General features: G+C 29.5%; 11 protein-coding genes. 2 read left to right on the top strand and 9 right to left on the bottom strand.

All coding sequences use genetic code 11. The features are described 5' to 3' along the window. Positions 1 to 58: 58 nt before the first annotated feature. Complete coding sequence (locus H8R92_RS08195; RefSeq protein ID WP_186835174.1) at positions 59 to 1,768, bottom strand: peptide ABC transporter substrate-binding protein; 1,710 nt, start codon at positions 1,766 to 1,768, stop codon at positions 59 to 61. A gap of 347 nt (positions 1,769 to 2,115) precedes the next feature. Here H8R92_RS08195 and H8R92_RS08190 point away from each other — a divergent pair, with 347 nt between their 5' ends. Further along, a complete protein-coding gene (locus tag H8R92_RS08190; RefSeq protein ID WP_186835173.1) occupies positions 2,116 to 3,291 on the top strand; it encodes a class I SAM-dependent rRNA methyltransferase in 1,176 nt (391 codons plus the stop codon). A 138-nt stretch (positions 3,292 to 3,429) separates the two neighbouring features. Here the strand turns inward: H8R92_RS08190 and mnmL are convergent, their stop codons facing one another. Together mnmL and H8R92_RS08180 are read right to left on the bottom strand one after the other, a co-directional pair. Continuing rightward, on the bottom strand, positions 3,430 to 4,353 hold the full coding sequence (gene mnmL, locus H8R92_RS08185) for a tRNA modification radical SAM protein MnmL/YtqA (RefSeq protein WP_022211262.1): 924 nt from the start codon (positions 4,351 to 4,353) through the stop codon (positions 3,430 to 3,432). 105 nt (positions 4,354 to 4,458) lie between these two features. Next, complete coding sequence (locus H8R92_RS08180; RefSeq protein ID WP_186835172.1) at positions 4,459 to 5,544, bottom strand: hypothetical protein; 1,086 nt, start codon at positions 5,542 to 5,544, stop codon at positions 4,459 to 4,461. A gap of 163 nt (positions 5,545 to 5,707) precedes the next feature. Here H8R92_RS08180 and H8R92_RS08175 point away from each other — a divergent pair, with 163 nt between their 5' ends. After that, on the top strand, positions 5,708 to 6,766 hold the full coding sequence (locus tag H8R92_RS08175; protein ID WP_186835171.1) for a YkvI family membrane protein: 1,059 nt from the start codon (positions 5,708 to 5,710) through the stop codon (positions 6,764 to 6,766). A 39-nt stretch (positions 6,767 to 6,805) separates the two neighbouring features. Here H8R92_RS08175 and H8R92_RS08170 read toward each other — a convergent pair whose 3' ends face one another. The 6 genes from H8R92_RS08170 to H8R92_RS08145 form a co-directional block, all read right to left on the bottom strand. Then, complete coding sequence (locus tag H8R92_RS08170) at positions 6,806 to 8,143, bottom strand: peptidoglycan-binding domain-containing protein (RefSeq protein WP_022211259.1); 1,338 nt, start codon at positions 8,141 to 8,143, stop codon at positions 6,806 to 6,808. A gap of 45 nt (positions 8,144 to 8,188) precedes the next feature. Beyond that, positions 8,189 to 11,764 (bottom strand): S8 family peptidase, encoded by a 3,576-nt coding sequence (locus H8R92_RS08165; protein ID WP_022211258.1) that lies wholly within the window; start codon positions 11,762 to 11,764, stop codon positions 8,189 to 8,191. 64 nt (positions 11,765 to 11,828) lie between these two features. Beyond that, positions 11,829 to 12,500 carry a helix-turn-helix domain-containing protein gene (locus H8R92_RS08160; RefSeq protein ID WP_022211257.1) on the bottom strand — a complete coding sequence of 224 codons (672 nt, stop codon included), beginning with the start codon at positions 12,498 to 12,500 and terminating at the stop codon, positions 11,829 to 11,831. A 4-nt stretch (positions 12,501 to 12,504) separates the two neighbouring features. After that, positions 12,505 to 12,870, bottom strand: coding sequence for a DUF3783 domain-containing protein (locus tag H8R92_RS08155; protein WP_022211256.1), 366 nt, complete (start codon positions 12,868 to 12,870; stop codon positions 12,505 to 12,507). A 78-nt stretch (positions 12,871 to 12,948) separates the two neighbouring features. Next, positions 12,949 to 13,473, bottom strand: a complete 525-nt coding sequence (locus H8R92_RS08150) for a peptidylprolyl isomerase (protein WP_022211255.1) — start codon at positions 13,471 to 13,473, stop codon at positions 12,949 to 12,951. Between the two features lie 237 nt (positions 13,474 to 13,710). Then, positions 13,711 to 13,983: an STAS-like domain-containing protein gene (locus tag H8R92_RS08145; RefSeq protein WP_022211254.1), complete on the bottom strand. Its 273-nt coding sequence runs from the start codon at positions 13,981 to 13,983 to the stop codon at positions 13,711 to 13,713. Positions 13,984 to 14,061: the final 78 nt, after the last annotated feature.

Below are 14,061 nucleotides of genomic sequence, written 5' to 3'. Positions count from 1 at the left end.
TTATTTTATTAATGCATATCAGCTCAGCTGATATGCATTAAATTCTATTTTTTAATTTTTATTTATCTTCAATTGAAGCCCATCTAAATTCTATTTTTGGTCCAAACTCTGGGTATTGTAGATTTTTAATATTGTTTTGAACTACTGAATATGTGTCATAGTAGAATATTGGTGATATAACTGCATCTTCATCAACTAAAATATTTTCCAATTTTGAATAAGTTTCTAATCTCTTAGTATTATCATTTTCACCTGCTAATGAAGTTACTAAATTATCATATTCTTCACTTCCATATCCTGTATGGTTATTAGAACCATCAGTTACCCACATATCAAGGAATGTCATTGGATCATCATAGTCTGCTGACCAACCAGTTAACACAAAATCAAACTCTTGATTATTATACATATCTATGAATAATGCCCATTCATTTTGAACTTTAATATCAATATTTATTCCAAGCTTAGTTTCAATTTGTTGTTGTATCCATTCATTTTCAATAGTACCATCTTCAGAATCACTTTGTGATAGGTAAGTTAATGTATATTGACTTAAATCATCAGTTTGAAGTCCTAATTCAGCAAGACCTTCTTTTAATAATGCTTTAAGCTCATCACTATTATTATTATATTTAGTAATGTCATCTGTTAATGGTTCATCTACTTGCTCTCTATAGAAATCTCCATCAAAATCAACATCTAGAGGAACATATCCTGCTGCTGCATTATATCTACCTTTAATTTCTCCTACATACTCATCTCTATCTAAAGCTAAACCAATTGCTTTTCTAACCTTAGCACTCTTTAACATTCCATTTCCATTTTCACTATCTTGGTTAAATGCTAAATAAAATACTGAAGGTGCATTACCTGTTATTAATTGACAATCGCCTTCATCTGCTAATGAATCGTATTTATCAATATATTCAATTAATTTAAGCCCCATATTATCTAGTTCTTTTGACTCAAATAATTGAGCTCTTGTAGCCATTTCTTTAATATATGTTGCATTAATTTGTTCTAACTTAACATTATCAGCATCCCAATAGCTATCATTCTTAACAAGTACTTCTTTATTCATATTATCCCATTCCGTTAATTTAAATGGTCCACAATAAACATTATTTTTATAATCACTTGAGTAATTATCACCTAATTTTTCAATTATATCTAATCTAACTGGCTTAAATACAGTATATTGTAACTTAGATAAAAAGTATGGAACTGCTTCTTTTAATTTTATTTCTAACGTACTATCATCAATAGCCTTTATTCCAACATTATCAGCTGAACCACCATTTAAGTTATAATCTTCTGCACCAACTATGTCATAAGCAAAGAAAGCATATTGGAATGCATTATCAGGATTTAATAATCTTAAAACTGAATCAACATAATGTTGAGCTACTACCGGCTCTCCATCTGACCATTTATTATCTCTTAAATGGAATGTCCAAGTTAATCCATCTTCTGAAGTATCCCAACTTTCAGCCCCTGCTGGTTTAATTTCATCTCCATTTCCATCGTTATAAATTCTTACAAGACCTTCTTGTAAAGCTCCTAGTAATGTAGTTGTTTCTGCATCAGAACAATCATTAACATCTAATGTAGCCGCTTGCATATATAAAGTATTTAATACTTGCTGGCTATCAGAAGAGCTTGTACCTCCATTATTTTTACTTTCGTCTTCACTACTTCCACATCCAACAAAAGCTGTTACTACTAATGAACTAGCTAAAAGTAATGATAAAATTCTCTTTTTGTTCATAAATATACCCCCCATTAATTTAAATATATAGTAAAAAGTTATATATGCACTTTAATAATACAATATATTATCTTTTTCTATTTTTACCTATTTATATTTATTTTTAACTTATTTGGTAATATTTTATATCCGCTTTATTAACTTGTCAATATTTTTCTTTATATGTTAATAATTTACTAAATATTTATACAACGCTATTATTTTTTCAAAATTCTTTATTTTCATAATATTCATTACCTTTACTTTTCTTTATGCTATAATTTAGTTACTTTTATTTATTTAAAATACATACACATTCTCCCATAACCCATATGGCTGAGAATTGTCTTGAAAGGAGTTTTTATATAATGTCTAGTAAATTTTACTTGCACCAAGGGAAAAATAAAAAAGCTGAAAATGGTCGTCCTTGGATATATATTGATGAAATAAATGAATATGATGGTGATTATGAAAATGGAGATATTGTTGAAGTGTATAATCACAAGAATTATTTCATTGGAAAAGGATACATAAATGATCAAAGTAAGATAACAATTAGAATAATGACTAGAGATATAAACGAAGAAATTGATGAGGAATTCTTTAAAAGAAGATTTGCTGCTGCATGGGATTATAGACAAACTGTAATAGATACATCTTCTTGTAGATTTATCTTTGGTGAAGCTGACTTTCTACCTGGACTTACAATAGATAAGTTTAATGATTACTACGTCATTCAAATATCAACTTTAGGAATGGATCAATATAGGGATTTAATAGTTAAAATACTTGTTGAAGAATATAATGCTAAAGGTGTATATGAAAGAAGTGATATAAAGACTAGAGAAATCGAAGGCTTAGAGCAAAGAAAAGGCTTCTTAACTGAACCTTTCAACACAGATGTTGAAATAATTGAAAATGGTGTTAAGTACATAGTTGATATTGAAAACGGACAAAAAACTGGATTCTTCTTAGACCAAAAAGAAAATAGAGCTGCTATACATAAGATTTGTAAAGGAAGAGACGTTTTAGACTGCTTTACTCATACAGGGTCTTTTGCTTTAAATGCTGGTATAGCTGGTGCAAAATCAGTACTTGGAATCGATGTTTCTCAACATGCTGTTGATTGTGCAACTAGAAATGCTGAACTTAACAATTTACAAGATATTGTAAAATTTGAATGTCATAATGCATTTGATGTCCTTGGTACATGGTCAAGAGAAGGTAAACAATATGACGTTGTAATATTAGATCCTCCTGCTTTCACTAAATCAAGAGAAACTGTTAATGCTGCCATCAGAGGATATAAAGAAATAAATCTTAGAGGTTTAAAAATGGTTAAACCTGGTGGATATTTTGCAACTTGTTCATGTTCTCATTACATGAGTGAAGAACAATTAAAGAAAACAGTATTAGAAGCTGCTCATGATGCACGAAGAACTTTAAGACAAATAGAAGTTAGAACTCAAAGCTGTGACCATCCAATCCTTTGGAACTCAGATGAATCTTACTACTTAAAATTCTTTATCTTCCAAGTAGTCTAAATAAGTGATTAACTCCAAAAAAAGATATCCAATTAATTTGAAATTAAATTGGATATCTCTTTTTGTAAATTTTCAACTTCATCTGTACTTGTGCTGTAGACAACATAATTTATTAAATTATCAATTTTCAATTATTAATTATTTAAAGTTTTTCCCTTGCCATATATCTCTATCTACAAGTGCTTTATCAATAGCATTTAACACTTCCCATTTCTTAAGACTCCACATTGGTCCAATAAGCGTTGCTCTTGGAGCATCTCCTGTAAGTCTATGTACAACCATATCCTCTGGAATCATAGATATTCCCTCACAAATAAGGTCTATATAATCTTCTTCACTTAATAACTCAAATTCTCCATTATAATATTGCTCAGCCATCTTTGTATACTTCATTAAATGTAGTAAGTGGAATTTGATTCCTTGTGCCCCACTATGAGCTATGTAATCTATTGTCTTAAGCATATCTTCTTTTGTTTCTCCAGGAAGTCCAAATATAGAGTGAACAACAACTTCTATCCCTCTATCCTGTAATTTCTTTATACCTTCTTTAAAAACTTCAAATTTATATCCTCTATTAAAATTTTCTGCAGTTTCATCATTAATAGTTTGTAGCCCTAATTCTACCCATAAGTAAACCTTCTTACTCATTTCTTCTAATAGCTCAAGTACATCATCACCTAAACAATCTGGTCTTGTTGCTATGGATAAAGCAACAACATTTTCTTCTGCTATAGCTTGACTATATTTTTCCCTTAACTCTTCTATTGGTGCATATGTATTAGTGTACGCTTGGAAATAAGCTATGTACTTTCCCTTATTCCATTTCTTCTCCATGACTTTTTTTCTATCATCAAATTGCTCTGTTATAGTTAAAATTCTACTTCCTGCAAAATCTCCAGAACCGTGTGAACTACAAAAAGTACATCCTCCTTTAGCTACCTTTCCATCTCTATTTGGACATGTAAATCCTCCATCTAAAGGAATCTTATAAATTTTTTCACCATATTTATTTCTTAAAAAATAATTTAAGCTGTGATATCTCTTTCCATTCCATTCTTTCATATATATCAACCTTTCATCTAGTCTAAAAGTTATAAGTAAAAGGAAATGATAAAGTTTCCTTTATTCATTTCCTTGTTTAATAATTATAAATTACTTCTTAGGATATTACAATTTCTTAATCTCATAACTTTCAACATCAAAAGAATATTTACCTTCTTTTTCATTAGTATATCCCTCTGATTTTGCTTTACTTACATTAAAAATAAATTCTTCTGCATTAAAACCAATTTCATCAATATTATATTCTGCTTCGTTGAATTCTTCATTTATTGCTTTGCTTATGATATTTCCCTCATTGGCATTATATATGTTGACCCTTCTCACACCATTACCATTACTATAAACAACAGCCAAAGAATCTTCCTTCTTTGAAAAAATAAAATTATTGATATTACAATCTTTTAATAAATCTAGTGATACTATTTTCTTAGCTATTGGCTTTTCAAATAATTCTTCTAGCTGGGACATAGTGCTATCTCCATTACCTCCACTAGTAGCTGAATTATCTCCCATAAATGTTGTTATACTATCCTCAATATTAGCTACACATATATATGTCTGTTCTTGTCCTTTTGTAGATATAGCAACTTTTTTTCCTGTAAAACTCAATCCTACTTTGCCAAAAGCTTCATTAGGAACCTTTGCTTTATAAAGCATTATATCATTCTCACTTACATAAGTATCTTTAGGAATGCTATTTAAAGATACCACCAAGTTACTATTGCTTCCTTCCTCTTCTAATATTCTTAAATATTTTCCATCTACAAAAAGCTCCTTCTTAGATTGAGACTTAACTCCATTTATTAAATATTGATCTTTAATCTTTTCAACTTTAATGGTTAAACTTTCCAAATCACTTTTAGGTTCTGTAGAGGAAGTTCTTATTATATTGTAAATATAGTATGCAAAGTTATTTCCTTCAATGGACTTTTCTTTATCAAACGAAGTAATTTGTGATATTCCTTCACCAATATTTACATTATCCTTTAATAACTCTTCAGTACATAACTTATTAGCACCATCAATATTTCCATTTTTAATATTAAATAAATATTCTTTACTTATATTTAATGCTTTTTTGCTATCAAATAAGTCTACTTTGACTTCTTCCTTTTCTGTTTTTTTACAAGACGTAAAATTAAATAAGCTGAATAATACCACACATAAACTAATAAATCTTTTATTCTTCACTGATAATTCCTCCCTCAAAATATTATGGTTTAGCTTAATTATATTTTTTCATATAAAAATATAGCTTATTCATAAAAATTAAATAAAGAATAAATATACTGTAATCTTTATATACTTAATTGAGGGAAAATTAAATAATACTTTAATAGCTGGAGTGATATGATTGAAAAAAGACATATATAAAATTTTTCAAATTGCTTTTGTTTTTATTGGGACAATTGTTGGTGCCGGACTTGCTTCTGGCAAAGAAATTACAGAATTTTTTACTTCCTATGGTTTAATAAGCTTTATTGGCATTATTTTTTGTGGAATTTTTTATATAATTATTGGCACCATTATATCAAAAATAAGCATCAGATACGAACTCAACTCCTATAGTGATGTAATTAAAGTAATAAGCCCCAATATTCTTGGAAAATTTACTGGTGCCATTACTACCGTTTACTTAATTTCCAGTGCCTCTATTATTTTAGCCGGAAGCGGAGCACTTATTAATCAATTTTTTGGTATTCCTAAAATAATCGGAACTCTAATAATGATTGCTTTAGCTTCTTTCTTTCTTCTTAGAGGAACCAATGGACTTATTGAAGTAAATTCATTTATCGTTCCTGCCTTACTTACTACTATTACTTTAATATTCATATTATATATTATATTTTGTGGTGATAATCTCAGCATAAATTATATTTCTCAATTTACTCCTCCTAAAAAAGGAGTTTTAATATCCACCATACTTTATGCTGGATATAACACTCTTTGCTGTTGTGGTGTATTAGTGCCTTTAAGCAATGAAACACGTAAATCTAAAATTATGGTATCTGGCATCGCTCTTGGTGCCATTGGCCTAACTGTTTTATCTACCATAATTAATATTTTATTATTAATGAATCAGCCTTATATATATAAATATGAAATACCACTTCTTTTATGTGCCCAAAGGTTTAGTAACATAATTCAAGCACTGCTATTAATTATAATCTGGCTTGAAATGTTTTCTACAGAAGTATCAGATGTTTATTCCATTAGCAAGACTTTAGAACAAACCTTTAAGCTACCTTTTAAAAAAGGAATATTTATTGTCTTAGCTTTTGCCCTTCCAATATCACAAATAGGGTTTTCTAATCTTATTACCACCCTTTATCCTATGTTTGGTATACTTAGCCTAATTTTTATTACCCAATGCATTTACTTTTTCTACAAAAATAAAGAAAAGCTTGGCTAAAGCTAAGCTTCTCTCTAATTTACTATTCCCAGAACCTTTCTAATCGAAGTACTCAAAGGTTGGTACATTAGGGTCATTTATCATATCAATTGAAACTGGTGGTCTGAATATTTTCTTAGTTCCTTTTCTTGCATCCTTAAGTTCTGCTATTTTAGAAACCCCTACATAAATATCAGATATCCTATACCAAGTTGCATAATCTACCACACCTGTCTGTGGAAGATTAAATACCTGTTGAAATACTTTTACAGCTTCCTGCGTTGTACTTCCATAAACTCCATCTACAGCTACCTTAGGTATTAGTGGATAATTTCTTGCTATTCTATTAAGTTGTTCTTGAATTGTACTAACTTCGTCACCTGTTGAACCTACAATAAGGTCATATCCTGGGTATGATGCAGGACTACCAGCAACTTGTTCTGCTGTAACAAGCTCAATATCTGTACCATAAAAATGAGTTAGTATTTCATATGGAGTCTTTCCTTTATCACCAAGATATTTACTTCCCCATTGAGTCATCCATTCTGGACACTGAACATTTTTCCCATCACAATATTGTGTTAAAAGTGGTTGCTTCCTGCCATACCTCCTTATATAAGTAGAAAAAATATCATCTACTATGGCACCTATATTGTCATAAATATTTCTGCCATAATTAAAGGCATGATCATATGCTGTTGAATTAGTTATTTGATAATTTTTCCCTTTTCCACGATACCATTCTGTATAAATTCTATTTAGGGTAAATGAAATTATTGCATAAACATTTGCTCTAATTGTCGACTCTGACCATGTAGAATATATTTCACATGAAGCAACGTTCTTAATGTAATCTTTATAGAGCACTGTAACATTTGAAGCTGATGTATTGTTAGGTGAGCCTTGATGTACTGTAATATATTCTGGTATAACAGGTTTAGGTAAAACAACTCCACTGGTGGGAGCTGGCAAAGGTTTATCTACCTCTTCAGGAATTTTAGCAGGATAATTTCCATTTAATGTATTAGGTTGAATATTTATTATATCTGCCCTTGAACCAAATTTTCTTGAGGATTCTATTAGAAAGCATTGTTGTATTGCTATCTGTGTTGGAAATATCTGAATCCCATTAACTACTATGCTTTGAAATCCTTCTCTTTCTACTCTTAAATCATACAGACTGTAGGGAATTTTTCCTATTGGCTGCTGTGAATATTCAAGAGGCGGAGCTTCTAATGATATTATTTGAGACTCCCCAGACGAATTAGTAGTAAGATCTATTGACTGACTTTCACCCACTTGTCCTTCTGCTGGTGTTAAAGTTGCTGTTACTTTATCTACAGGCACATAACTATCTTCTACAAAACATTGAATCTTTAATCCACCTTGCTCTGCCATATATTACTCCTTAATATATTAATCCATTATATTAATATGCTTTTTTTAATTAATAGTTCTATTATATCTAGATTTTGGAATCCTTATGAATAAGTTATTAACTCTATATTCTTCATAATCTTCACTTTTTCTAGGATTATACGTATCTTTAATCCTATCAAATATTCCCTTCATATCAAACATTCCATATCCCCACTCCTTATTAGGATAAACATCTCCTGGCCTTCCTTTAGCCCCACTTATGATATATGCCTTTATTTGTTCTGCATATATATCAGGATAGTTTTTGTCAGTAACTGCCCATTGAAGAATAAGAGCACAACAACCTGCAACTACAGCTCCTGCAACAGAAGCTCCACTAATTACAGCAGTTCCACCACCTGGATTAGTAACTATCGCATTAAATCCTCCTGCTGCTATATCTGGTTTTATCATTTTATCTCTTGTATAACCCCTTCCTGATTCAGTTACAACTGAATTATCCTCTTGATTGTAATATGCCACTGAAATTGCTCTATTAGATGTACTAGATAATGTAAGTGTAGTATAACCAACTGAATTTAAAAACTTAGTTTCACTATCTAAAAGTTCTCTTTGTGGTATCCAAGCATAATATTTTCCTTCAACTATATATTGACCAGTTAATCTAAACTTCCAAATTCCTGCTTTTAAATTATAAGCTCTTATAAAAATATGAGAATCTCCAGTTGATAATTCAGGGGAAGTAAAATTAACTATCATTTCAGTTCCTTCATATAAAAATTTAATTCTTTCATTATTCGCATTTTTAGAATCTAAATTATCTATCATCTCTCCTGAAGGTGAAATTATAGAAAGCTTCACCCTATTAGGCTTATTTACCCATATTTCTATTGGTAAATTCTTTTGCTTTTCACCAACTCTTATTTCTATATCTTTTATATCACCAGAACTTTCTATTATCCCTTCAGTATGAGTATCTGTATTTCCTTGATTTCCTGTAGGAACAACAACAACAGTTCCTGATTGTGTTGAATAGTTATTTATAGATTGTTCAACAATCCCATTTCCTGTATGTGAACCCATATTACTTCCAAGAGGTTCAAAAACAACTACTGGACGCTTTAATTCTCTGGCAACAGCAATTATATATCTTAATGCTAATAATGCACTCCATGGACTATATGAAGGCACATCTGTTTTATCAATGACAGCTACATCAAGTTCTACTTTAGTTGCTCTAGATAATTTAACAATAATAAATTGACAATCTGAAGCAGCTCCCTTTAAATCTGGGTTTATTCCTCTTCCTCCAATAATTCCAGCCATTCTTGTTCCATGTCCTATATCATCTTTAGACGGAACTATACTATATGGATCTCCTCCTGAAGCTTGTAATCTTATAGCTTGATTTATTTGATCTTCAGTATATTCTGTTCCATATTTCAAGCTATATATCTCCTTATTTCCTTGTATAGTTTGATCCCATATTCTTACTATTCTTGTTGTATCATCTTCTCTTTGAAATTCTTTATTAAGATAATCTATTCCTGTATCTATTATTCCTACTAATACACCTCTTCCATTAAGCCTTAAATAAGGATTATTATTAAATACTGGTGCGCCACTAGCTTCCAACGGAGATATAGCATTTAATGTTAATATTGTTGAAACTTCAATATTAACTATCCTTAAAACTATATTACTTATTTCATTAACTTTATTAGCTGGTGTTATTATAATAGCAAAATTTGAGGATACCATAACACCTGAAATATTCAGTATTTTTAATATATCATCAAGATTGGTTTTTCCTGTAACTTCTACTAAAAGAAATACATTATCTTCACTAGTTGTATCATATTTAACACCTATATTTGACAGCTCTAAATCAAAATTACTATTTTGTCTATTTTCAATATCAATATCTCTAAATCCTATGCCTAATGTTTGTGCTAATATATTAAAACTATCTCTTAAGCAAAGTTCACCATATCCCCATGATGGACTTGGATATATTATATCTTTTCTATTTTTTTTAGCACCTAATATTAAAAAATACTTTAATCTTTCTCCATATAAGTAATAATCATTTCCATTTACTATACCCCATTGCATCATAAGTGCAGCAGCTCCTGTAACTTGTGGTGTAGCCATAGATGTACCTGTTTTTTTATCAAAACTTCTATTAGGAATAGCTGAATAAATTCCTTCTCCTGGTGCAACTATATCTGGCTTTATATATTGACCTTCAAATTTTTTTCCTCTTCCTGTAAATGGTGATATGGTGTCTATTAAGTAATTGTAACTACCAACAGATATTACATTTCTTACTGTAGCAGGAATTCCTAAAGTATTATAAACAACTGGATTTACAAATTTAGTGTTAATATTTAACCCTTCTGAAATAGGTAACCACATATCAAAAGTTCCATCATAATTATCCAATTTTCTTAAATTTATTTTCCATTCACCTGGTGTTATATATTCATTAATTCCACTTATTATAATTCCAATCTCACCACTTATATCAAATGGCTTAGGTCCTGTTAAATATATAGAATATCTTGAATTACCAATTGCACCTTCTTGAAATCCTTCTTTTATTGTTATTTCTCCAGTACTACCTCCACTTGGAGAAATTAGCTTTATACTCAATGAAGGTAATAATGACTTATATAAATTTATTACAACTGTAGTTTCATCAGATGAAACATTAAAAAGTATTTCATTTACTTCTTCTAAATTTCCTGATATATGATGCGCTGCTTCACCTTCATTTCCTGCTGCAATAACAATGGTTACTCGCTCTAAAGTTGAAACTGTTGAAATGTATTGTTCTAGAAGGCTACTACCATTATGTGCTCCATCATTTGTGCTTAAACTTATATTAATTGCCAATGGCATATTAAGCTCTTTATTTTTATCTATAAGAAATTTTATGCCCTTCATTATATCAGTACTTAAAGTAAATAATCCTCTAGCTACCTTTACCATTATTATTGAACTTTCAGGTGCAACTCCATAATATCTAGATGGAATATTTCCACCTGCACAAGCAATTCCTGTAACATGAGTACCATGACCTACATCATCTCTAGACTGTACAATATCATAAGGATTTTCAGTCTTTAAAGCTTCATTTATTTGTGCTTTACTATATACTACTCCACCTAAACTTAAATCATATATATACTCTATTCGACTAGTACCATCTGCATTTATAAAAGCTGGATGAGTATAATCAATTCCTGTATCAAGAAACCCTACAATAGTTCCTTTTCCATTTAGTCCATTAGCCTTTGATATCTGTGTTATACAACTAGCTCTATTACTTTCAAAATCTGTTGTGTATAAATTTTTAGGAAATTCAATGTATTGTATTGTAGGAATCAGTGCTAAATTAATTATTTTATCAAAAGGTATTGTCACAATTCCAAAGTTATATCCTAAATTTAAGTATTTCCCACCTAAATTATCTACAATTTTTGAAATATTATCAGGATTATCTCCTGAAATAATCACAACCTCTATTTCTTTTTCAGTTTCACCTAAAAGATAGCTACTAGAAATATTTAATTTACTAAGGACTTCCTTTGGAAGTTCTTTTAATAATCCTAAATTAGTTTCTATATCTAACACCTCATTATATTGGTTTATAACAATATATGTCTTTATAACAAAAAAAAGTGCCTTTCGGCACTTCTTATAATTTTATTTCTATTCTTTCTAGTTTAGCTAAGACTTCTATCTCTTTTATTTCTGCAGTTTCAGTCATAAGAGCTCCTCCATTACTTACTAGAAGAACTTTTGAATTTCCAAGATTCTTAATCTGTCTTATTTTTCTCTTATTCTTGTACTCAACTAAGAAGAATCCATTATTACTTATTTCCTTTACTAAATGAGCAAAAGCCAAATCTCCCGGCATCATTCTAAAACCAGACATTTCACTATCTTCAATTTCTATATATAAAACTTTATCTTGTGGGAAACCTTCTATTTTATTAGAATGCACTGGCAACTCTTTTCTTCCTTTTGCTACATTTAAACCATATCCATAGACAGGTACGCTCTTTAAAACTGAAGAAAAAGCATCATTCCAAAATTCATTTACTTCAATTTTATTGGGCTTTTTACTAACAGCTTCATTTTTTCTTTCTTCCATTAAAGCTTCATCTGTAACTACCATACTTATATCATTTAAATCAGCCTTTAATATTTTAGCAGCTCTATCAATAAAAGATTCCTGTACTACCTTTTTTCCCATTTCAACTTCGTTTATATATTTTTCTGCTACACCTAGCTTTTTAGCTAAAACCTTTTGAGTCATACCAGATTTTAATCTTGCCTCTTTAATCTTTTCCCCTACTCTACTCATATTCTTATCTCCTACCCTTAGACATAGTTTCTCTTTCTAAAACAAGATGGTTCACTAGATAGTTTACAGTCCAATTAATTGATATTGGTGTTACCATTGCTAATATTCCTCCATTAACTATCTTTCTTGTTGTAGAAATCATATTTTTCATTTCTCTTTGTGCAAAATTATTAAATAAAATCATTTTTTCTTCTGGACTATTTTCATTTGTTGTTTCTGTTTCTACTTCTAATCCTTCAATTATATCTTTAACGGTCATACTAGCCATTTCTTTTGTAATTTCAATTACTTTAAAAGGAAGCCTTTTAAGCTTTTGTAATTCTTCATCTTTAAGATTATAAACTAATATACACTTATTATTCTTTAACATCTTTTCTCCTATTTATTAAATATAAAATTATAATTTAAGAATGATGAATTAAGCTAACTCATCATTCCTGATTATTTATTAATCTTCAATTATTGTTGGTGCATCATATTTTTCACCAAAAGTATCTACTGTAACTTTCTTCATTACTTGATCTTCATATGGTTTATCATTATAATCAGTTTTAGTTGAAACTATCTTATCAGCCACTTCCATTCCTTCTATCACTTTACCAAATGAAGCATATTGATCATCTAAATGTGGTGCATCTGCTACCATTATAAAGAATTGACTTCCTGCTGAATCTGGAATCATAGTTCTTGCCATTGAAAGAACTCCTCTTTTATGTTTTAATTCATTTTTAAATCCATTTCTTGAGAATTCACCTTTAATTCTATACCCTGGGCCTCCCATTCCTGTGCCTTCTGGGCATCCTCCTTGAATCATAAATCCTGGTATTACTCTATGGAACATAATTCCATCATAAAATCCTCTATCAATTAAATCTATAAAATTTCTAACTGTATTGGGAGCTATTTCAGGATATAATTCTGCTTTGATAACTCCTCCATTTTCCATTTCTATTGTAACTATTGGATTCTTCATAAAAAGTTCCTCTCTTTCATTTATTTATAGTTTATTATTATCATATTTATCCATAGTAATTCAAGGTTAATTGCTTATTTTATAAAAATATTTTAATCTTTTGTATTATTTCCACAAAAAAATAAGATAAAGTTAATTCCTATAATTAACCTTATCTTATATATCCATTCTTTTCTCTTATAATACTTATACTAAATGCTTCTATATACCTTCTTATTGTATGTATTTTTATCTTCATTAAAAGGTAGTTCCTAACACTACTCTTGAAAAATCCCTAACATTTGATAAATTTTTAACATCAACTTGTTGAAAAACATATTTTCTACCATACTTTGTAATCAAATCATTTAATAAGCAGTTAAGAAAAGTTGTTGCTACTCTATTAACCCCTTCAAAATCTAGTTGGATTCCATCTTCTAAATTATTTCTTATTATTTCTCTTAATAATATTGCATCCTCTATATTACACTCTTTTCCTAATATTTCTCTTACTTTGACATTCTTTTTCATATGTAACATCCCCTCAATATTTTAAAATTTTCTGAAAATTCTTTCTATACTTATATCTTATTCTTCTTCTATCTATTT

The organism is Clostridium lentum (genome assembly GCF_014287815.1).
Lineage (GTDB): Bacteria > Bacillota > Clostridia > Clostridiales > Clostridiaceae > Clostridium > Clostridium lentum.
This window is presented reverse-complemented; position numbering and strand designations above follow the sequence as displayed.